Raw genomic sequence first — 20302 nt, 5'->3', positions numbered from 1 at the left:
AAATATTCTAAGGGGAAGTAATTAATGCTGAGATACGCTAAATTGCCCAAACGTATAAACTTTGAACAAGTAAAATGTGTTGATCAACACTAAACTCATATTTGAAATAATACTCGACGACATAAGATCTAAGCTAAATGATAGGAATAACAAACCACACGCACTAATCGCAGCAACGCGAAGCAGTGTCAGCTGGTTGATAAAAAATGCACCTAAACCTAGTGCAAGTAGTAATGTATTTAAAAGCCAATCTAGCTCGTTTAGCATGGTCGTTTCAATAGTTCAGTTGTTGAAAAAAGGAGCGCCATTATGTTGATCTTTTGCACAGCTTTCAACCAAGTAATTTTAAATTTTCAGATTAGTTTTTTTAATGCTAAAAGTAGGTTATTAATACCGAAAATAATCCCTCTTCAACAATAACATGATATTTTTGACAGCTTTGTGGTTGCTGAAGATCTACACAGAGGTATAGTGTTCTGCGATGCTTATCTAGTCTAGGGTGCAGCGTTGAATCCAGTAGCTTTGGTTTATTGGCAAATATCCCTGGCCAATACACACTTTTGCTTACCATAGATGATTTTTTATAAGTAAGTAAACTTGGCTTTGATATTAAAACAAGTATAAATAATAATATCGCGAAAATAAAAAGCATGGTCAACTTGATGCCACGCTTTGTGCTACTTGAGTGTGATTTTAATTGTGAACCAGGGTTTGCAAGCTTATTACTGGATCTTTGTTTAACAGTAGCGGCTTTATTTTTTTTGCGACGACTCTTTTTTGTGTTTTTCGACATAAAGCAAATCTGGTCTTTTTGGCTTAGCTCTCTATAATAAAGTAAATATTTGTATTTTAAGCAAATCACCAATTTCGCAGACACGGCTTTTAGCCTATAAGGATTATATATGAATACGCAGCTATCTATTTTAATAGTTGATGATGTTAGCACGGTGCGCAGCTTTCTAAGTCAAACATTGATGCATTTAGGGATAGAGAATGTAAAAGAAGCGTCTACGGCCGCGCAGTGCATAAGTGAATGCCGTGCAGCAAACTTTAACATTATATTTTTAGATATAGAGCTACCTGACGGCGATGGTAAAGAGCTTATTGCGCAGATAAATGAGTTATCACCAGAGACAAACGTGGTGATGGTGTCGGCGCATTCAGGCGTTGAAAATGTGAAGGATGCAATAGATAGAGGGGCAAAAGGATTTGTGGTTAAGCCATTTTCTCCGAAGAAAATTGCGGCGATGCTGAAAAAGTTTTATCCAGAGCTCGATAACGTTTAAAAAGCGTATTTATTTTGGGCAAAAAAAAACCGGCAAAAGCCGGTTTTTTTAATCTTGCAAAAACAATTATAGCGCTTTGATTTTAGCAGCTAAACGGCTCTTATGACGAGCAGCTTTGTTTTTGTGGATTAGACCCTTAGTTGCGTAACGGTCTAGGATAGGTGTAGCAACAGAAAAAGCTTGCTGTGCAGCTTCTTTATCGCCAGCTTCAATAGCTACGATTACTTTTTTGAAGTAAGTACGCATCATTGAACGACGGCTTGCGTTGTGCTGACGATTTTTTTCGCTTGTGATAGCGCGTTTTTTTGCAGACTTGATGTTAGCCAAGGTTTGCTCCTAACAATCTTAAATAAAGCTTAAATTAAAGGCCGTGGAATATGCCTGTTTTTATCATGAATGTCAATTTAATTTTAACAATCCAAGAAAAACTGCTCCTTATAACGAACATCAATTTGCCGCTTTAGCAGTTAATGGCGCTATTGTAACAAAGCAAGGGGTTCCAGCCTAGTGCTTTAAAGCGATTTATAAAAAAGACTATGGCATAATTAACTTAATTGCTGATTTTTAATATGGATTTATAGTGTCAAAAGGTTTGTTTCGTTCCGGGATGATTGTAAGTGCAATGACAATGATCTCGCGTATTTTAGGGCTAGTGCGTGATGCTGTTGTTGCTAACTTGTTGGGGGCAGGGGCTGCTGCCGATGTGTTTTTATTTGCAAACCGTATTCCTAATTTTTTACGCCGTTTATTTGCTGAAGGGGCTTTTGCACAGGCGTTTGTACCTGTATTAAGTGAAATCAAAGAACAACAAGGCGATGATAAAGTCAGAATATTTGTTGCGCAGGCGGCAGGTACACTCGGCACAATTTTACTACTCGTTACGCTTTTTGGTGTTGTGGCATCCCCCGTTATCGCCGCTTTATTTGGTACTGGTTGGTTTATTGATTGGTGGCAAGGTGGCCCTGACGCAGAAAAGTTTGAGCTTGCCAGTTCACTATTAAAGCTGACCTTTCCTTATTTATTTTTTGTAAGCTTAGTGGCGCTTAGTGGCGCAGTAATGAATGTGTACAACCGTTTTGCAGTTGCCGCATTTACTCCTGTATTACTTAATGTTTCTATTATTGGTTGTGCCATTTTATTGCATGACCAATTTTCTGTTGGTGCATATGCATTAGCAATAGGCGTATTTTTAGGGGGCGTGGTACAGCTATTATTTCAACTGCCGTTTTTATACAAAGCAAAAATGTTGGCGCGCCCGCGTTGGGCGTGGCAAGACGAAAATGTTAAAAAAGTGCGTAAATTAATGCTCCCAGCGTTATTTGGTGTATCAATTAGTCAAATTAACTTATTACTCGATACGGTAATAGCTTCATTATTGATGACAGGCTCTATCGCTTGGCTGTATTACTCAGATAGACTGATTGAATTCCCACTTGGTTTATTTGGTATTGGTATTGCGACGGTTATTTTACCTGCGCTATCAAAATTACACAGCAGTAAAAAAAGTAGCGACTTTCAACATACCCTAGATTGGGGAGTGCGATTTGTGATTTTTTTAGGGCTCCCGGCCATGATAGGGTTGATGATTATTAGCCCGTTGATTATTACTGTGCTGTTTGATCACGGCGCATTTAAAGGGGCTGGCATTGATCACGTTAAGGCAGTGAGCTTAGGGGTGGTTGCCTACTCGGTGGGATTAGTCAGCTTTATGTTAATTAAAGTGTTGGCGCCTGGGTTTTATTCTCGCCAAGATACGAAAACACCGGTGCGCATTGGCATTGTCACTTTGGTGCTTAACATGGTGTTTAATATTATGCTGGCCCCCTTTCTTGGCTATTTAGGCTTAGCACTGGCAACCTCTATGTCGGCTAGTTGTAATGCCTACTTACTGTACCGACAGCTTAAAAAAGAGAATGTTTACCAGTTCTCCAGCATGAGTGGCTACTTCACTTTGAAGTGTTTGCTGGCGAGTGTGACGATGGGCGCACTAGTGTGGTTTACCAGTAGACACTATGATTGGCCTAGTTGGCACTTTAGTGAACAAGTTATGTTGTTGGTTGTGTTATTAATTATTGCGGTTGTTAGTTACTTTTTTATGTTGTTTTTGATGGGCGTTAGACTAAATACGATAAAAAGTGTAGCAATTACTGAATCAAATTAAAAAAAAGATTATAATCGGACACTCTGCGACCCAAGGTCGCATTTTATCGCTCGCTGAAAAAGGCATTAGGTGGCATGGAGTTAATTAGAGGTATACACAATATACGCCCACAACATTTTGGTTGTGTGCTAACCATTGGTAATTTTGATGGTGTTCATTTGGGTCATGCTGCCGTATTAAAAGGGCTGTTAGCGGATGCCAAAGAAAATAATTTACCCAGCACTGTAATGTTATTTGAGCCTCAGCCACAAGAGTTTTTTGCAAAAAACAATGCCCCGGCTAGGCTTACTCGACTGCGTGATAAACTTCGTCTATTGAGTAACTTGGGGATTGAGCGCGTTATTTGTATTAGCTTTAATCAAGCGTTTGCAAATATGCATGCAGAGCAGTTTGTGAGCGATATTTTAATTAAAAAGCTGGGCGTTAAAGCATTAACGGTTGGCGATGATTTTAGATTTGGTAAACAGCGCCAAGGAAATTTTAGCCTATTGGCTAATATGGGTACTCAAGCGGGAATGAGTGTTAAAAGCACTGCCAGCTTTAGGCAATTAAATGCTAGAGTAAGCAGTACCTTAATACGAGAAGCGCTTGCTGAGGGTGACTTGGTTAGTGCAAAAGTCATGCTTGGGCATAATTATGCGATATCTGGGCGAGTTATTCACGGCTGGAAAAAAGGCCGAGAACTAGGTTTTAGAACGGCAAATATTGCGCTAAAGCGTCAAGTTTGTCCGGTTAATGGCGTATTTGCGGTTCAAGTAATGATCGCAGGAAAACACGTTTTTGGGGTAGCTAACATTGGAAACAAACCCACATTTAATGGAACTCGTGCCTTATTAGAAGTACACCTTTTTGATTTTGCACAAGATATTTATGGACAATTTATGCATGTGGAGTTGATTGAAAAACTCCGCAACGAGAAAAAATTCGAGACATTAACACAACTGACGGCACAAATAGCAACCGATGTTGCCGCCGCTAAGCAGTGTTTTGGTTTAAATTAGGTAGCCGATAGAGACGGAAAGTAGGATTAATGAGCGACTACAAACATACTTTGAATTTACCGGAAACAATGTTTCCAATGCGTGGCAATTTGGCACAACGTGAACCAAAAATGCTTAAAGCATGGTATGAAGACGACCTGTATGGTCAAATTCGCAGCGCAAAGAAAGGTAAAAAAACTTTCATTTTGCATGACGGCCCTCCGTATGCAAACGGCGATATCCATTTAGGCCATTCAGTAAATAAAATATTAAAAGATATTATTGTTAAGTCTAAAACCTTATCAGACTTCGATGCGCCATACGTACCGGGTTGGGACTGTCATGGTTTACCAATCGAGTTAATGGTTGAGAAAAAAGTCGGTAAACCCGGTGTTAAGGTAACTGCTGCAGAATTTCGCGAAAAATGTCGTGCCTATGCTAAAAAGCAAGTGGAAGGCCAAAAAGTAGACTTTAAACGTTTAGGTGTTTTTGGTGATTGGGATAAGCCTTACCTAACCATGAACTTTGACTTTGAAGCCAATGCAATTCGTGTATTAGGTCGCATTATAAAAAATGGCCATCTACATAAAGGCGCAAAACCTGTGCATTGGTGTACAGATTGTGGCTCTGCATTAGCAGAAGCAGAAGTTGAATACCAAGATAAACAATCGCCAGCTATCGATGTACGTTTTACTTTTGCTGATCAAGACGCAGTAGTAAATGCGTTTAACTTAGCTGATGGCCATCAAGGCACTGGCAGTGTAGGGACTGTTATTTGGACTACGACACCGTGGACTTTGCCAGCTAACCGTGCGGTTGCTGTGCATGCTGATTTAGAATACGCGCTAGTACAAGTAGACGATGAAGGTGCTCAGCAGCGTCTGATTTTAGGTTCTGAGCTTGTTAAAGATGCGATGGATCGTTTTGGCTTTAACCACTTCCATATCCTTGGCTATGTTAAAGGTGCAGCACTTGAAAACTTAAACGTTGCACACCCATTTTATGACTTTAACGTACCGGTTATTGTAGCTGAACACGTAACCACAGATTCTGGTACGGGTGTTGTACATACTGCACCTGGTCATGGTCAAGAAGATTTCGTGGCAGGCCTTGAGTATAATCTTGAAGTAGCTAACCCAGTTGGCGCAAACGGAGTGTACTTACCTGACACTGAATTATTTGCCGGTCAACATGTGTTTAAAGCCAATGCGAGTGTAATTGAGGTATTAAAAGAAAATAATGCCTTAATGCATCATCATGCATTAACTCATAGCTACCCACATTGTTGGCGCCATAAAACGCCTATTATCTTCCGTGCCACACCACAATGGTTTGTTAGCATGGATCAGGCTAACTTACGCAAAGATTCACTGGCTGAAATTAAAAATACTCAATGGTTACCTGAATGGGGCGAAAGCCGTATTGCCAACATGGTTGAAGGCCGCCCTGATTGGTGTATTTCGCGTCAACGTACGTGGGGTGTACCTATTGCATTGTTTGTTGATAAAGACACGGGTGCATTACACCCAAATACTCAAGAGCTGATTGAACAAGCTGCAGTACTTGTGGAAAAATCAGGTATTCAAGCATGGTATGACCTAGAGCCTGCTACTTTGCTAGGTGAAGAAGACGCTAAACAGTACATGAAAGTACAAGACACGCTAGATGTGTGGTTTGACTCAGGTGTGACTCATGCCTGTGTTGTTGATGCGCGTGAAGATTTAGTTGGTCCTGCAGATTTATACCTTGAAGGTTCTGATCAACACCGTGGTTGGTTTATGTCATCAATGATGACTTCAGTGGCAATTAATGGTCATGCACCATACAAGCAAGTGCTTACGCATGGCTTTACGGTTGATGAAAACGGCCGCAAAATGTCTAAGTCATTAGGCAATGTTATTTCGCCACAAAATGTGATGAATAAATTGGGCGCTGATATTTTACGTTTATGGGTAGCATCAACTGATTACACGGCAGAAATGACCGTATCCGATGAAATATTCAAACGTTCGGCAGATCGTTACCGTCGTATTCGTAACACCAGCCGTTACTTACTTGCTAACCTAAGTGGTTTTGATCCAAAAACGGATCAAGTTGCTGTTGATGATATGGTTGAGCTGGATAAGTGGATTGTAGGGCGCGCAGCACAGTTACAAGATGATATTTTAGCGGCTTACGATAGCTACCAAATGCTATTAGTAACGCAAAAGCTAATGAACTTCTGTACCGGTGAGCTTGGTTCGTTCTACTTAGACGTTATAAAAGACCGTCAGTACACGGCAAAAAGCGACAGCCATGCACGTCGTTCTTGTCAAACAGCGCTTTATCATATTGCTGAAGCAATGACGCGTTGGATGGCGCCAATCATGAGCTTTACTGCTCAAGAAATTTGGGAAGCACTGCCGGGTGAGCGCAGTGACTATGTATTTACTTCAACATGGTATGAGGGATTACAAGCACCAACAACGACCAAGTTTAGTAATGAAGACTGGCAAGCTATTTTAAATGTGCGTGACGAAGTGAACCGTCTGTTAGAAGCTGCACGTAAAGAAGAAGTGATTGGCGCAACATTACAAGCAACCGTAAACCTGTTTGCCAGCAAAGAGCTTGCAGCAAAACTTGCGGCGTTAGGCGATGAGCTACGTTTTGTGTTGTTAACCTCTGCGGTTAACGTTACCGAGGTAGATAGTCAACCTGCAGATTCACAAACTACTGAAATTGATGGTTTATACATTAGCGTATCAGCAACAGATGCTAAAAAGTGTGAGCGTTGTTGGCATTACAGTGAAGATGTAGGTGTTGAGCCAGCTCATCCTGAAATTTGTGGTCGCTGTGTAAGTAATGTTGACGGTGAAGGTGAGAAACGTCAATTCGCTTAGGAGTTGTTTTTAGTGAGCAAACTAGCCCAAAAAAGTGGTTTAGTGTGGCTTTGGTTAAGTCTATTACTGCTTGTAATAGACTTTGCCAGTAAAACACTGGTTGTTAACACCATGGCCTATGGCGAGTCAATTAATTTGCTGCCTGTTTTTAGCATTACTTATGTGCATAACTACGGTGCAGCCTATAGCTTTTTAAGCGAAGCAGGAGGCTGGCAGCGTTGGTTTTTAAGTGCAATAGCAATCGCGATTAGTTGTTTGTTGGTGTGGTGGTTAAAACGTCTTCCAGCGTCTAATAAAGTATTATGTGGTGCTTACTCGTTAGTTTTAGCCGGTGCTATTGGTAACTTGTACGACCGCATTGCCTATGGTTACGTTATTGATTTTTTACATGTGTTTTACGAAGACTCACATTTTCCCGTATTTAATATTGCAGACTGCGCTATTTGTATTGGTGCTGCATTATTACTATTTGACGCCTTTACAGGCAAAAGTCCGAAGGAGCATAAAGCATGAGCCAAGCTGTAATTGGTGAAAACTCAGAGGTTATTTTTCACTTTTCTATTAAACTAGAAGATGGCTCTGCCGCAGACTCAACCAAGGTGCATAACAAGCCGGCTAAGCTCACTATGGGTGATGGCAGCTTAACGGCTAATTTTGAAAAGTGCTTACTAGGTTTAAGTGCAGGCGAAAGCAAAACGTTTGAGCTTGAGCCAGAAGACGCCTTTGGCCAACCTAATCCAGATAATATTTACTATGTAGAACGCAGTAAATTTGGTGCAGAAACACCCGCTAAAGTCGGCGCTATTATTGCCTTTACTCAGCCAGATGGTACTGAGCTGCCAGGATTGGTTCGTGAAGTGCAAGGCGAGTCAGTTACTATCGATTTTAATCATCCGTTAGCAGGGCAACGTTTAACGTTTGAAGTAGACATTATTGAGGTGCAAGGCTAATGGAGATTTTATTAGCTAATCCACGAGGCTTTTGTGCAGGGGTAGACCGCGCAATTAGCATTGTTGAGCGCGCTTTAGATATTTTTGAAAAGCCAATTTACGTACGCCACGAGGTCGTTCATAACCGCTATGTAGTAGATGGTTTAAAAAATCGTGGTGCCGTATTTGTTGAAGAGCTAGACCAAGTACCTGATGACAGCATTGTTATTTTTAGCGCCCATGGAGTATCGCAAGCAGTTCGTTCTGAAGCGAAGCGTCGTGATTTAAAAGTATTTGACGCAACATGCCCATTAGTGACTAAAGTGCATATGGAAGTAACGCGCGCAAGCCGTAAAGGCATTGAATGTATTTTAATTGGTCACCATGGTCACCCAGAAGTAGAGGGGACTATGGGCCAGTATGACAATAACGACGGTGGTATTTACCTTGTAGAGACCGCAGAAGATGTTGCCAAACTTAACGTTAAAAATGCTAATAACCTATTTTATTGTAGCCAAACCACGCTTTCGGTTGATGACACTGCAGATGTAATTGATGCGTTGCGCGAAAAATTCCCCGCAATTGATGGCCCGCGTAAAGATGATATTTGTTATGCCACACAAAATCGCCAAGATGCTGTACGTGATTTAGCAGATAAAGTTGATGTGCTATTAGTTGTGGGGGCAAAAAACAGCTCTAACTCCAATCGTTTACGAGAACTAGCTGATAAAATGGGCACGCGTGCGTACTTAATTGATGATGCCAGCAATGTTGAAGCGCCATGGTTTGATGGTATCAATAGTGTGGGGGTTACCGCAGGCGCGTCAGCACCTGAAGTGCTAGTTCAGCAAGTGATTACCCGCTTAAAAGAGCTCGGTGGTAACCAAGTAACAGAAAACCCTGGTGAAGAAGAAAACATTGTTTTTGCTGTACCAGTAGAGCTGCGTTAATTTAGAGATAAATCATAAAAGGAGGGTTGGAATGGGTAAGCAACTGTCACCAGATGCGTTACTTTTTTCGGCCCTTTTTAATGAGCGTGGTGTGCTTGCATCCCTCGTAGTAACACAGGTTATGGCTATTATATTAGCTTTTGCTCCTAATGCTGGCGGTGATATATGGCTGCATTTGGGGGGGATCAGTTTGTTTCTTCATGTAACTGTGCTGGTCAGTACCTCTTTTTTATATCTTTGCCGTCGATTTCTTGCAAAACAGACTCAGTTTATTCAGATCAGTTTTTTTATTGCTTCATATAGTCTCAGTACTGCTGTATTTAGTCTGGTGTTTTCTCATATTGCTTTTGATATTGAAAACGAAAAACAACTGACGTTATTTGTGCTGCGTAATTGCATTATTGTATTTTTGCTTACCTTACTGTTTGTACAATTTTTGCTTATTCATTTTGAAAAAGAGCAGCAAACCAAAGCACTTTCTCGTGCAGAACTTGATGCTTTGCAGGCACGGATCCGACCCCACTTTTTATATAATAGTTTGAATACGGCGGCAGAATTAACGCATCATGACGTTGAGGCTGCAGAGCATGCAATTTTAGCACTGGCAGCGCTGTCTCAAGCCGCAATGCGTTCAGGTCAAAGTGTATTGCTCAGTGATGAAATAACATTAACTAAACAGTATATTGCGCTTGAATCATGGCGATTTGCAGAGCGCTTAAAGGTTGAGTGGTTATTACCAGAACATCTCCCTGCGCTATATATTCCATATCTAACATTACAACCTTTGGTAGAGAACGCAGTATGTCATGGCATTGAGCCAAGCCAAAGTGGTGCTACTATAAGTATTGAACTGCATGTGACAACACATTATTTAATCTTAATTGTAACTAATCCTGTACCTACTGAAACTGAAAATACTAGAGAGCATAACGGTATGGCTCTTGATAATATTCGTTCTCGTTTAAGTATTTATTACAAAGGTCGGGCGCAACTGACAATAACTAATAAAGATAATCAATTTAGAGTTAAAGTGGTTATCCCAAAACAAGCAGAGAATACGTTATGAATGTACTGATTGTAGATGATGAACCCTTAGCAAGAGCACGCTTGAAGCGTTTACTTGCTGAGAACCATACATCCATTCATGTGCAAGGAGAGGCCGGTAATGGCAATGACGCTTTAATGAAAATAGAAGAGCTTCAGCCTGACTTAGTGTTTTTAGATATTGATATGCCAGGTTTAAATGGCATCGAAGTGGCCAATCAACTCAATGATCTTGCGGTACCTCCAGCGATTATTTTTATAACCGCTCATCCTGAGCATGCACTTGATGCGATGCAGTTAAATGCAGCCGGATATTTGGTAAAACCTATATCAGAAAAAAGTTTGCAACATGCATTACAACAGCTAGGACGTTTAAATAGAGTACACCTGCAACAGCAACAAACAGAAAAAGTAACGTATCAATTGGCAGGCACCGTAAGAAGCATAAAAATAGAAAGTATTTTCTATTTTTATGCACAGGAAAAGTACACCAAAGTCGTGTTCGATGGTGGAGAGGCTCTAATTGAAGACAGTTTAAAGCAACTTGAAATGCAATATCCTCGTCACTTATTGCGAATTCATCGAAATACCTTAGTGAATAAAAATAAAATTTTGGCACTCCATACACTTAAAAACCATCAGCATGTTATTGAACTCAAAGGGTGTACACCTTTTTTAGCTGTTAGTCGTCGAGCGCTCAAAAGCGTAAAAAGCGTACTTTAGCACACCAACCTATTAACCGCTTATCAAGATAATTAACCGTTGGTCGTGGTCTTAGTTGAATCTATTTTTTTATTGCATACACTTAATATCAGATAATTATTATTTGGTTTTACTATGTCTTTGAGCACGTTTAAATTGCAAAAAGGTTTTACCCTTATTGAGGTCCTGATTGCGTTTATTATATTAAGCTTTGGTTTATTGGGGGCTGTAGCCCTGCAAGCAAAAGCAAAGCAGGCAAGCTTTGATTCAATGCAACGTGCTGCTGCTGTTGCGCTTGGTAATGATATTATTCAACGTATTCGGGCTAACGATACATCGCAACTAGCTACATTATACGACCTTGAGTTTACCAGCGAGACAAGTATTAATTCCTCTACAACCTGTTTTACAAGTTCATGCAGTAATGCACAAATTGCGAGTTTAGATATAGAGCAGTGGAAACGTGCTATTCGTGCCCGCGAAAATACGGGATCACTTGATGGTGCCACCGTGTGTATTAATCCCGAAGCGGTAGCAGGCTCTGGCGGTAAGGCGTTTAATATTGAGGTCATTGTTTCTTGGCAGGGTCGTCAAGAATTTAAGGCGAGTGAGACAACAGGCAAAATTAGCTGTGGTGTAGCAGATAAAAGGCGCCGTTTAGTAGTACTTACTAGCTATATTTACGTTAGGAGCTGAGATGAAGCAAGCCGGTTTTACACTCATTGAAATGATGATCTCTTTATTTATAGGGGGATTAATTTTGGGTGGCGTAATGTTTACCTATATTGGTATGAAAGTGACGACCCGCGATACGATGACAATAGGTGAGCTGCAAGAGTCTGGTCGATTAGCCATTAATATTATGCAACGAGATATTGAGCAGGTTGGTTTTTGGGGAACATTTTATGATGATTCGTTTACTGCAATAAATACATCATCATTAACAAATCCTGCAGGTGATTGTTTTGAGGGGCTCAATAACGGTAGTTTTCCTGATTTAACCAGCAGCAGTAATTTTAAAACCCTTTATGCAAAAACAGCGACCAGTTCAAGTGAACTTAATTGTGTTAATAACCCTTTAGCGGGTACTGATATTTTACAGGTTAAGTTTTTACAAGGTCACCAACTAGAAGTTGATGCGGCAGGTGTTAATGAAACGCAAAGTGATGAGAATTACTTTATTGCTGAGCAAGAAAATGCACGCTTTGTTCGAGGTGTTATCGACCCTGATAGTTTAAATGTTAATGCCAGTGTTTGGCCTTACAGCCATCATAGTTATTATATTGCTGAGCAAACTTATACAGTCAACAATAAAAGTATTACTGTACCCGCACTCATGCGAAAACGTTTAGTGGCTGGTTCTATGAATACAGAAACGATAATGGAAGGAGTCGAAAATATGCGTTTTGTATTTGGTTTAGATACCACCAGCGACAGCCGTGTTGATACCTACAAAAGCATTAATAACATGACAGCCACAGACTGGGAAAACCGCAAAGGTATTTTAACGGTACAAGTTTTTTTATTGATTAGAGCACTGCAACCGGACCCAGGTATTACACTCAAAAACCAAACCTATGTATTAGGGGAAGACGCTAATAAACGCACTCTCACTTTTTCTGATAGTTTCAGACGAACTGTTTTCACGACGACTATTCGTTTAAATAACGTGGGAGCAAATTTATGGCGTATTTAACGCAGATGAAAAATAAACAACAGGGCGTTGTACTTATTACAGCGCTTATTATGGTCATAGCAGTGACAGGAATTGCGGTTACTTTAATGAGTAGTAGTAGTATTGATATTAAAATTACCAACGCAGCCCAAGAGCGCGAGGTTGCAGAGAATCAACTAATTGGTGAAGTGCAGCGCATAATTGCTGACGAAGTCAGTAAAGGAGCTGGTAATCAGTTCTTTTTGACCCCTGAAGAAGTTTCAGACAAGGGTATTGTTATGGCTGAACGTGATGATATGCAAAGTAGAATGATTAACTTAAATAAAGGCGTGCTTGATTTAGAATGTCCTCGTCGTTTTAGTTTTACAGCTGGGATTTCATGCAACATGGTACAAGTTTCAACAACTATTGAGTATGGATCTAAAAGTAAGCACCAACTAACAATTGTGACAGGTGTAGCCCAAGAGATGGCTAGCCTAAGCAAGGGGATTTAAAATGAAACTGATACTAAATAAAGTACTCATTTCTTTAATAGGAATAATGCTTAGCATGTCAGCAGGCGCTGAAGATATAGAGCTGTATGTTAATCATAATGTACAAACCAATGAAAAGCCACGTGTTATTATGATTTTTGATACCTCGGGAAGTATGGCCTGGGATGTGGTCGATGGAGAAAAGTGTTACAAAAGAAATAGGAATGGCTTTTACGAAAGTGAATGCTTCAAAAGTAAAGATAGCTATAGTGCATACCAGCAGTGTTATAAATCTGTAAATGGTTATGCGCAAGCTATCTGTGAAGATAGTCGTTTACGAGTTGCACAAAATGCTATTACGCAACTAGTGAACGATAATGATGATATTGAATTTGGTTTAATGCGCTTTAATGGTAGCAATGGCGGGTATGTTTTAGCCAGAGTTGGTGCTGAAAAGTCATTTTTACTAAATAAAGTAGAAGAGTTACCTGCTAGTGGTTCAACTCCATTAACAGAAACACTCTGGGAAGCCTACCTGTATATCACGGGACAAAACGTATATTATGGGGGAAATACTGATAAGCGAGATTTTACGGCAGAGTCATCAGGGATATATAAATCACCCTTTGCGCCTGTTACTGGCGAGCCACTTAGGTGTGATAACAGTATTAATATTATTTTAATGACAGATGGCGATCCAACCAACGATTTAAATAGAGATAATGATATATATAACCTTCATGATGACTATTTTTCTGAAAATGCACCCGTTGTTAGTAACAGCTATTTGGCGGCGCTAGCAAAAATTATTCACGGTACAGATGATGTTAAAGTTGACTTGTATAGCAAAACTAAGAACGTACTTGACATAGGACGTGTATTTCCTATCGGTTTTGGTACGGGTATGAGTGACTCAGGTAAAAACTTACTTGCTGAGACTGCAGATTACGGTGGTGGGCAATACTTACATGCGAATACAGCCGCACAACTATCTGATGCACTTAAAAATACGATTTCTCGTATTCGTGAAGTAAATGACAGTTTTTCATCGCCGTCGGTGGCGAGTAACAATGTAGATCAAACTCGAAGTCGTGATGCTATTTATTTTGCTATGTTTTATCCAGAAACCGGGGCGCGCTGGCGTGGTAACCTAAAAAAGTTAAAGGTATCGGGCAGCCAAATAGTCGATGCAACCAACAAACAAGCCCTTAATAGTGACGGTTTAATTTCAAAAGAGGCAAAAACATTTTGGTTACCTGCGGGCCAACCCGCGGATGGTAACGCGGTTGCGCAGGGGGGGGTAAACCATTATTTAAGCACCATAGATCCACGTGCTCGTAATTTATTTACTGAGAATCAAGGCTCGATTGTTAGTTTTGATACTTCGGCTGTTAGTGACATTCTCAGTGGTATTGTTAATAACCCGCTGACCTTATCCACTCAAGATGTTAATTGGGCAAGAGGAGTAGATGTTGATGATGAGGATAAAGATGGCTCATCACAAGACCAACGCGCTGATATATTTGGTGATCCTTTGCATTCAAAACCAATTGCAATTGATTATGGTAATGATGATATTCGCATCCTCATAGGGACAAATGCTGGCTTCTTACATATGTTTAAAGATGCCGGTGAGACTGTAAGTGAAAGTTGGGCATTTATACCTTCAGCACTGTTTGACATTATTAAACCACTTAGAAATAAACAAGCAGATAGTAAAGTATATGGTATGGATGGCCCTATCAGTGTCTACTTTAGTAATAAAAGCTTAAATAGTGAAGGTTTGAATGACGGTATTATAGATGCTAGCAAAGGAGACGAGGTATGGGCTTTTGCTGGAATGCGCCGTGGTGGTAAAAACTACTATGGTTTAGATATTACAAATCCTAATCAGCCAAAACGTCTTTGGAGCAAACCAATTGAAGGGGGTAAAGGCGACTTTACTGAATTGGCACAAACGTGGTCAAAGCCACAAATAGCTTATATTAAAGCTTTTGGTAATAAGCCTTTGCTTTTGTTTGGCGCGGGTTACGATACAAATAAAGATGCGGCAATAAGAGCAGAGGACTCAAAAGGGCGTGGTATTTATATTGTTGAGGCAAAAACAGGCAGCTTAGTTTGGGCGTTAACTCCAGACAGTAATGGCTTTAAAGGTAAACACAGTATTGCTGCTGATTTAACTACGCTTGATTCAGATTATGATGGCTACATTGATAGAATATATGCTTCAGATACCGGTGGTAATATTTGGCGAATTGATATGCCTGGAGAAGATAGCAGTGAGTTTAGCCATTTCAAACTTGCAGAGCTAGGTAGTAATCAAGATACTCAGGATAGACGATTCTTTTATAAACCATTGGTTGCGCGTACTTTGTTTAGTAAAGTAACAGAGACCACGGTTAATGGTGATAAAGTCATTACTCGTTTAGATACTCCTTATGATGCGGTTGTCATTGGCAGCGGTAACCGTTCAAAACCAACGAATACAAACGAGCAAGATCAATTGTTTATGATCCGTGATGAGAATACTCTGACGCGTTCATTTAAAACTAATGCTCCTGCGCCAATTGTGCCTGCAGATTTAATGGTGATGAATAGTGACCCCTTTGGTAATACTTTAGATGACTTAGATGGTTTCACCCTTGTTGAAGCTGAACTGGCGAAAAAGAAAGGGTGGCGTTATGAGCTAGCGAAAGGTGAAAAGTCATTAGCTGCAGCTACCGTTGTTGGTGGGGTTGCTTATTTTACCTCTTTCACGCCAGCATCTGATGAAGTTGTAGAGAATCAATGTTCTTTAAGTGGCGGTAGCGGCGCACTTTATGCTTTTCATTTGCATTACGGTACTAAAGTGTATGAACAACTAAAATTTGCAACCAGTTATGATGTGCCAGATACACCACAGCTTTATTTTGGCGCGACTAATTCCTGTGTTGATTCTAACAATGATGGAAAATGTGATGACAATCCAGAGGAAGATGTTATCGAAGAGAGCCAGTTTTTTCTAATTGGCCCAGGAATAAAAGGCGAGCAAGCCGAAAATCCTCTCAAACCTGTAGAAATTACAGGACCTGGCTTAAAAGTGGTAGATGGTAAAATTAAGCTAGTGAATGATAAACAACCCATTGGCTTTGGTTTTAAAACCCAGCAAACATATATTTATAAGCGTGAAGAAAACGATGAGATCAACAATTAAGGGCTGTATATGAATAAGACACAACAAGGATTTACATTAATTGAGTTAATGATCACCGTTGCGATTGTTGGCATCATTGCCGCCATTGCAGTGCCTAATTACAGTGAATATATAAAAAGGGCATCACGCGCAGAAGCGGCATCTGCACTTTTAGACGCTGCTAACAAACAAGAGCAGTACTTTGTGGATAACCGAGCATATTCAACTTCGTTTAGCGACTTAGGTATTCAAAGTAAAACTGAAAACGGTCATTTTGAGCTATCAATTAATGTGGTTAATAGCAATGAGTTTACAATCACTGCGAAACCCATTGCTGGTGCTGTGAAAGGGGATGCTGATTGCACGTCATTAACCATTAATGACGTTGGCTTAAAAGGAGCAACGGGTAGTAAAGGCAATACCGACATCAACTATTGCTGGGGTAGATAACATTAGCTATTTTTGGCATTTGTTGGTAGATTTTATTCGTATTCGCCCAGTTTGACTTATTGACAGAGCAAGCCCCTCAAGGCTTGCTTTTTCGTTATTTGGGCAATAGATAAAAGTACCGTTTTGAAAGCCGTTTAAAGAGCCGTCGGGTCTAAAAGTGATGGCATCCCGAGGATACTCTAAGCTATCAGAGGGATGGGTATGTTCAAAGGTACTAATAAGGCGCTCGTCATCATTCAAAGAGGTTGACTTGTCGTTATCAATAAAAAGTGACACCTGATTGTCCCAATCATCTTCTATACACTCATTATTTTTCAAGGCACATAGAGTGACGTAGCTATTATTTTCTATTGCATAAAGACGTGCATAATTGATGTTTCTGTGTAATAGATTAATCTGGTTATCTGCGCGATTGAGCGCCAAGAAATCAGGAAAAAACCATAAAGAGAGTTGGCTTAGTATCGCTATGACTGAAATGGTTACTAGTAGTTCTAATAATGTAACGCCACCATTTTTGTGAGCACTTATAATTAACTTCATCCCTGAAGCCTTTCATTGAACAGTTCATTATATTAGTTTAGTAAACAATCAAAAAAACGACAAAGTATGAAATGGCTTTAACTACAGCTCTCTGTGGTATCCCCTAAATAAAAAGCGGTGCCTGATTGCGTTAATGTTAACGCTTTTTGGTTTTTGCTTTCGCCGTTAGGACAAAATATGAAGTTCCCAGGATTTGTAGTTATACGTCCGCTGGTATTAAATCGTATACGGGTATCTGTAAATGAAACGCGATCATTAGGACTAATTTCCTCCATGACTCTGATCAAGCTATCTGTTTCATTATTATATTGGCCATTATTATTAGCATCAATAAAGGTAATAATTATTTGATCAACATCCCATTTACTTGAGCAAGTTAGGGTTTTATCACTACTTTTTACTTTTGTACCTGGAGCAGCGCATACAATTACGATCTCATCGGTACTAGCTGCTTGTGAGCGTGCAAAGCTAATATTACGTTTAAGTTCTAATAAAAAATTTTCACCTCGGTTTTCTTCCAGCATATCGCTACTGTTCCACAACGCAATAGTGGCTATAATGCTAACAATGGCCACGGTGACCATTAACTCTAATAGGGTAAATCCACGGTGCTTAGTTTTCATATAAATCTCATTAACTCGGTGATGTTTTAGTATAGCTATTTTTATTAGCATAATCATAGCATGACAGATTGTTTTATCACCGTAATTCAATCGCTTTGTTTGCTATGAACCTCATGATTGTCTAAAATCGAGGCAACTGAAGCTTTCAAAAGTAATTACTATGAAAAAAATAGAAGCAATCATTAAACCGTTTAAGCTCGATGATGTGCGTGAAGCATTATCTGATGTAGGCATTACGGGTATGACAGTAAGTGAAGTAAAAGGGTTTGGGCGTCAAAAAGGCCACACAGAGCTATACCGTGGTGCTGAGTACATGGTTGACTTTTTACCTAAAGTAAAACTAGATATTGTGCTCGGTGATGAAGACGTAGAACGTGCTATTGATGTTATTGTTAAAACAGCACAAACAGGCAAAATTGGTGATGGTAAAATATTTGTCACTGACGTAGAACGTGTGGTTCGAATTCGTACTGCAGAAGAGGATGAAGAGGCTATATAGTCGAGTAAACCTCGTAAAAAAAGGCGCTAATTTTATAACTAGCGCCTTTTTCGTGTTATTTATTTCTGCTATTAAATTTACGCGTTTGCTCTGCATGCTGACTTAGTTCAGTCAAGCCAAGCTTCTCGTAACTTTTTTCCATCATGGCGAGTGCCGCATCAAGATAACTACTTTGTGAGTAGTGCTCTACCACATATTTACCGCGATTTGCGGCTGCTAAATAGGCTTCACGTTCGTAATAGTAAGTTGCCACTTTTAGCTCATAACGTGCCATGCGGTTTAATAACCAAACTAAACGACGTTTTGCTTCTGGCGCATAATCACTTTCTGGAAAACGTTTAACCAAAGTTGATAAGTCGGTATAAGCAACACGGGTGCGTTTAGCATCTCTGTCGGCTCTGTCTACACCAAAGTATTCTTGGAAAGCATTTTTATCCGCCTTAATATTAACCAAGCCACGCATGTAGTACATGTAATCTAAATCTTTGTGGTTTGGGTTTAAGCGAATAAAACGGTCGATTGTAGCAAGTGCTTGCTCTGTATTACCTGATTGGTAATGTGCATACACTAAATCCATTTGGACTTGTTTTGAAAACGGACCAAACGGATAGCGAGAGTCAATTGCCGTTAATAATTCAATTGCACGAGCGTATAAACCAGAATCAAGCGTTTGTTTTGCATCTTCGTATAGTGCTTGTGCCGATCTGTTGGGTACGCGTTGAATATCTTCTTGGTCAGGTGCAGACGAGCAGGCCCCTAAACTAAGCATTGAAACTGAAAAAACAATGGCGAATGCACGTTTCCCTATTTTATTTATCATTTTATTTGTTACCTTCGATGTCTTCGGCTAGGCCAAGTGGGTAAAACCGAGTAAACTATGCGTATTATGTTATGCTTTTATTAAAAGCGATTCTAACCCAGTCAAGCAAAGCTTGCACTGGTAAATTGGGTAAAGTTACTAATGTCAGAGCAAATATCTCTCCAAGCCGAGGTCCCAACAGACTTAGGTGGTAAACGTCTAGACCAAGTATTAGCACAATTGTTCCCTGATTATTCACGATCACGGATAAAAACGTGGATTTTAGATGATAAAATCACCGTTGATGGTGAAATTTTCAACACCCCGCGTGAAAAACTACTCGGTGGTGAAGTTGTAGCTGTTGAAACAACAATAGAAGCACCTCGTGAATACGAAGCACAAGATATCAAATTAAACATCGTTTATGAAGACGATGATATTTTAGTGATCAACAAACCAATGGGATTAGTGGTTCATCCTGGCGCAGGTAACCCTGACGGTACGGTGTTAAATGCTTTATTACACTACTACCCAGAAATTATTAATGTGCCACGAGCGGGTATTGTGCATCGTTTAGACAAAGATACAACAGGTTTAATGGTTGTCGCTAAAACGATTCAGGCACAAACACATTTAGTTAAAGCACTGCAAAAGCGCGAAAACTTCACACGTGAATATGAAGCGTTATGTAATGGCACTATGACAGCCGGTGGTATGGTTGAAAAACCAATTGGTCGTCATGCAACGCAGCGTACGCATATGGCAGTTCATGAAATGGGTAAACCAGCTATTACGCATTACCGTGTTGCCGAAAAATTCCGCGCCCATACACGTTTGCGTTTACGTCTTGAAACAGGGCGTACACACCAAATTCGTGTGCATATGGCGTACTTAAACCATCCATTAATTGGCGATCAATCTTATGGCGGTCGTCCTCGTCCACCAAAAGGGGCAACGCCTGAGTTATTTGAGTTACTGCGTAGCTTTAAACGCCAAGCGCTTCATGCCGTTAAATTAAGTATTGCGCATCCAATCACCGGTGAAATGATGACCTGGCAAGCGCCTATCCCTGATGATATGGTCCAAATGACTCAAGCATTGCGCGAAGACACAAAAGCAAACCCTGATATAGCGAGTTAA

Annotated in this window: 22 protein-coding genes; 16 read left to right on the top strand and 6 right to left on the bottom strand. The window is 40.1% G+C overall.

Annotated features, from left to right (window positions below):
* Nucleotides 1-21 precede the first annotated feature (21 nt).
* Together LOC50_RS09305 and LOC50_RS09300 are read right to left on the bottom strand one after the other, a co-directional pair.
* Nucleotides 22-267 (bottom strand): hypothetical protein, encoded by a 246-nt coding sequence (locus LOC50_RS09305; RefSeq protein ID WP_013464466.1) that lies wholly within the window; start codon nucleotides 265-267, stop codon nucleotides 22-24.
* A gap of 106 nt (nucleotides 268-373) precedes the next feature.
* Entirely contained in the window at nucleotides 374-877 is a 504-nt protein-coding gene (locus LOC50_RS09300; protein WP_250653093.1) for a hypothetical protein, read from the bottom strand.
* Nucleotides 878-902: 25 nt separating this feature from the next.
* Between LOC50_RS09300 and LOC50_RS09295 the strand changes: the two genes are divergently transcribed.
* On the top strand, nucleotides 903-1286 hold the full coding sequence (locus LOC50_RS09295; RefSeq protein ID WP_008114419.1) for a response regulator: 384 nt from the start codon (nucleotides 903-905) through the stop codon (nucleotides 1284-1286).
* A gap of 66 nt (nucleotides 1287-1352) precedes the next feature.
* On the opposite strand, the gene rpsT is transcribed toward LOC50_RS09295, so the two are convergent.
* Entirely contained in the window at nucleotides 1353-1613 is a 261-nt protein-coding gene (rpsT, locus tag LOC50_RS09290) for a 30S ribosomal protein S20 (protein WP_008114420.1), read from the bottom strand.
* Nucleotides 1614-1908: 295 nt separating this feature from the next.
* Here rpsT and murJ point away from each other — a divergent pair, with 295 nt between their 5' ends.
* The 13 genes from murJ to LOC50_RS09225 all read left to right on the top strand — a co-directional run bounded on the left by murJ (nucleotide 1909) and on the right by LOC50_RS09225 (nucleotide 16701).
* Complete coding sequence (murJ, locus tag LOC50_RS09285; protein ID WP_350309917.1) at nucleotides 1909-3447, top strand: murein biosynthesis integral membrane protein MurJ; 1539 nt, start codon at nucleotides 1909-1911, stop codon at nucleotides 3445-3447.
* A gap of 74 nt (nucleotides 3448-3521) precedes the next feature.
* On the top strand, nucleotides 3522-4448 hold the full coding sequence (ribF, locus tag LOC50_RS09280; RefSeq protein WP_024602833.1) for a bifunctional riboflavin kinase/FAD synthetase: 927 nt from the start codon (nucleotides 3522-3524) through the stop codon (nucleotides 4446-4448).
* Nucleotides 4449-4477: 29 nt separating this feature from the next.
* Nucleotides 4478-7306, top strand: a complete 2829-nt coding sequence (ileS, locus tag LOC50_RS09275; protein WP_064663573.1) for an isoleucine--tRNA ligase — start codon at nucleotides 4478-4480, stop codon at nucleotides 7304-7306.
* 12 nt (nucleotides 7307-7318) lie between these two features.
* Nucleotides 7319-7819 carry a signal peptidase II gene (gene lspA / locus LOC50_RS09270; protein WP_250653092.1) on the top strand — a complete coding sequence of 167 codons (501 nt, stop codon included), beginning with the start codon at nucleotides 7319-7321 and terminating at the stop codon, nucleotides 7817-7819.
* The gene (gene fkpB / locus LOC50_RS09265; protein ID WP_004588360.1) at nucleotides 7816-8256 is read left to right on the top strand and encodes an FKBP-type peptidyl-prolyl cis-trans isomerase; all 441 of its coding nucleotides are present in this window, start codon (nucleotides 7816-7818) and stop codon (nucleotides 8254-8256) included. The genes lspA and fkpB overlap by 4 nt, the downstream gene beginning before the upstream one ends.
* Nucleotides 8256-9185: a 4-hydroxy-3-methylbut-2-enyl diphosphate reductase gene (gene ispH, locus LOC50_RS09260; RefSeq protein ID WP_250653091.1), complete on the top strand. Its 930-nt coding sequence runs from the start codon at nucleotides 8256-8258 to the stop codon at nucleotides 9183-9185. The genes fkpB and ispH overlap by 1 nt, the downstream gene beginning before the upstream one ends.
* 31 nt (nucleotides 9186-9216) lie before the next feature.
* The gene (locus tag LOC50_RS09255) at nucleotides 9217-10251 is read left to right on the top strand and encodes a sensor histidine kinase (RefSeq protein ID WP_250653090.1); all 1035 of its coding nucleotides are present in this window, start codon (nucleotides 9217-9219) and stop codon (nucleotides 10249-10251) included.
* The gene (locus LOC50_RS09250) at nucleotides 10248-10952 is read left to right on the top strand and encodes a LytR/AlgR family response regulator transcription factor (RefSeq protein ID WP_250653089.1); all 705 of its coding nucleotides are present in this window, start codon (nucleotides 10248-10250) and stop codon (nucleotides 10950-10952) included. Before LOC50_RS09255 ends, LOC50_RS09250 begins: the two co-directional genes overlap by 4 nt.
* 114 nt (nucleotides 10953-11066) lie before the next feature.
* Nucleotides 11067-11627 carry a type IV pilus modification protein PilV gene (pilV, locus tag LOC50_RS09245; RefSeq protein WP_250653088.1) on the top strand — a complete coding sequence of 187 codons (561 nt, stop codon included), beginning with the start codon at nucleotides 11067-11069 and terminating at the stop codon, nucleotides 11625-11627.
* 1 nt (nucleotide 11628) lies between these two features.
* A complete protein-coding gene (locus LOC50_RS09240) occupies nucleotides 11629-12627 on the top strand; it encodes a PilW family protein (RefSeq protein WP_250653087.1) in 999 nt (332 codons plus the stop codon).
* Nucleotides 12615-13100, top strand: coding sequence for a pilus assembly protein PilX (locus LOC50_RS09235; protein WP_214551838.1), 486 nt, complete (start codon nucleotides 12615-12617; stop codon nucleotides 13098-13100). Before LOC50_RS09240 ends, LOC50_RS09235 begins: the two co-directional genes overlap by 13 nt.
* Before the next feature lies 1 nt (nucleotide 13101).
* Nucleotides 13102-16272: a pilus assembly protein gene (locus tag LOC50_RS09230; RefSeq protein ID WP_214551837.1), complete on the top strand. Its 3171-nt coding sequence runs from the start codon at nucleotides 13102-13104 to the stop codon at nucleotides 16270-16272.
* A 9-nt stretch (nucleotides 16273-16281) separates the two neighbouring features.
* The gene (locus LOC50_RS09225; RefSeq protein WP_250653086.1) at nucleotides 16282-16701 is read left to right on the top strand and encodes a type IV pilin protein; all 420 of its coding nucleotides are present in this window, start codon (nucleotides 16282-16284) and stop codon (nucleotides 16699-16701) included.
* A 6-nt stretch (nucleotides 16702-16707) separates the two neighbouring features.
* Here LOC50_RS09225 and LOC50_RS09220 read toward each other — a convergent pair whose 3' ends face one another.
* On the bottom strand, nucleotides 16708-17241 hold the full coding sequence (locus LOC50_RS09220) for a GspH/FimT family pseudopilin (protein WP_214551835.1): 534 nt from the start codon (nucleotides 17239-17241) through the stop codon (nucleotides 16708-16710).
* Nucleotides 17242-17318: 77 nt separating this feature from the next.
* On the bottom strand, nucleotides 17319-17864 hold the full coding sequence (locus LOC50_RS09215) for a GspH/FimT family pseudopilin (RefSeq protein WP_214551834.1): 546 nt from the start codon (nucleotides 17862-17864) through the stop codon (nucleotides 17319-17321).
* 160 nt (nucleotides 17865-18024) lie between these two features.
* On the opposite strand from LOC50_RS09215, the gene LOC50_RS09210 reads away from it, so the two are divergent.
* Nucleotides 18025-18363, top strand: a complete 339-nt coding sequence (locus LOC50_RS09210; RefSeq protein WP_013464483.1) for a P-II family nitrogen regulator — start codon at nucleotides 18025-18027, stop codon at nucleotides 18361-18363.
* 55 nt (nucleotides 18364-18418) lie between these two features.
* Here LOC50_RS09210 and LOC50_RS09205 read toward each other — a convergent pair whose 3' ends face one another.
* Nucleotides 18419-19183 (bottom strand): outer membrane protein assembly factor BamD, encoded by a 765-nt coding sequence (locus LOC50_RS09205; protein ID WP_250653085.1) that lies wholly within the window; start codon nucleotides 19181-19183, stop codon nucleotides 18419-18421.
* A gap of 141 nt (nucleotides 19184-19324) precedes the next feature.
* Here LOC50_RS09205 and rluD point away from each other — a divergent pair, with 141 nt between their 5' ends.
* Nucleotides 19325-20302 carry a 23S rRNA pseudouridine(1911/1915/1917) synthase RluD gene (gene rluD / locus LOC50_RS09200; protein ID WP_013464485.1) on the top strand — a complete coding sequence of 326 codons (978 nt, stop codon included), beginning with the start codon at nucleotides 19325-19327 and terminating at the stop codon, nucleotides 20300-20302.

This window comes from Pseudoalteromonas sp. SCSIO 43095 (assembly GCF_023650455.1).
Lineage (GTDB): Bacteria > Pseudomonadota > Gammaproteobacteria > Enterobacterales > Alteromonadaceae > Pseudoalteromonas > Pseudoalteromonas tetraodonis.
Note: the sequence above shows the minus strand (reverse complement) of the source record. Positions and strands in the feature narration are given on the sequence as shown.

Bases quoted from the DNA above. Each gene is read 5' to 3' on its own strand.
- LOC50_RS09305 (WP_013464466.1), bottom strand. From the start codon at position 267: ATGCTAAACGAGCTAGATTGGCTTTTAAATACATTACTACTTGCACTA.
- LOC50_RS09295 (WP_008114419.1), top strand. From the start codon at position 903: ATGAATACGCAGCTATCTATTTTAATAGTTGATGATGTTAGCACGGTG.
- murJ (WP_350309917.1), top strand. From the start codon at position 1,909: ATGACAATGATCTCGCGTATTTTAGGGCTAGTGCGTGATGCTGTTGTT.
- ribF (WP_024602833.1), top strand. From the start codon at position 3,522: ATGGAGTTAATTAGAGGTATACACAATATACGCCCACAACATTTTGGT.
- ileS (WP_064663573.1), top strand. From the start codon at position 4,478: ATGAGCGACTACAAACATACTTTGAATTTACCGGAAACAATGTTTCCA.
- fkpB (WP_004588360.1), top strand. From the start codon at position 7,816: ATGAGCCAAGCTGTAATTGGTGAAAACTCAGAGGTTATTTTTCACTTT.
- ispH (WP_250653091.1), top strand. From the start codon at position 8,256: ATGGAGATTTTATTAGCTAATCCACGAGGCTTTTGTGCAGGGGTAGAC.
- LOC50_RS09255 (WP_250653090.1), top strand. From the start codon at position 9,217: ATGGGTAAGCAACTGTCACCAGATGCGTTACTTTTTTCGGCCCTTTTT.
- LOC50_RS09250 (WP_250653089.1), top strand. From the start codon at position 10,248: ATGAATGTACTGATTGTAGATGATGAACCCTTAGCAAGAGCACGCTTG.
- pilV (WP_250653088.1), top strand. From the start codon at position 11,067: ATGTCTTTGAGCACGTTTAAATTGCAAAAAGGTTTTACCCTTATTGAG.
- LOC50_RS09240 (WP_250653087.1), top strand. From the start codon at position 11,629: ATGAAGCAAGCCGGTTTTACACTCATTGAAATGATGATCTCTTTATTT.
- LOC50_RS09235 (WP_214551838.1), top strand. From the start codon at position 12,615: ATGGCGTATTTAACGCAGATGAAAAATAAACAACAGGGCGTTGTACTT.
- LOC50_RS09230 (WP_214551837.1), top strand. From the start codon at position 13,102: ATGAAACTGATACTAAATAAAGTACTCATTTCTTTAATAGGAATAATG.
- LOC50_RS09225 (WP_250653086.1), top strand. From the start codon at position 16,282: ATGAATAAGACACAACAAGGATTTACATTAATTGAGTTAATGATCACC.
- LOC50_RS09220 (WP_214551835.1), bottom strand. From the start codon at position 17,241: ATGAAGTTAATTATAAGTGCTCACAAAAATGGTGGCGTTACATTATTA.
- LOC50_RS09215 (WP_214551834.1), bottom strand. From the start codon at position 17,864: ATGAAAACTAAGCACCGTGGATTTACCCTATTAGAGTTAATGGTCACC.
- LOC50_RS09210 (WP_013464483.1), top strand. From the start codon at position 18,025: ATGAAAAAAATAGAAGCAATCATTAAACCGTTTAAGCTCGATGATGTG.
- LOC50_RS09205 (WP_250653085.1), bottom strand. From the start codon at position 19,183: ATGATAAATAAAATAGGGAAACGTGCATTCGCCATTGTTTTTTCAGTT.
- rluD (WP_013464485.1), top strand. From the start codon at position 19,325: ATGTCAGAGCAAATATCTCTCCAAGCCGAGGTCCCAACAGACTTAGGT.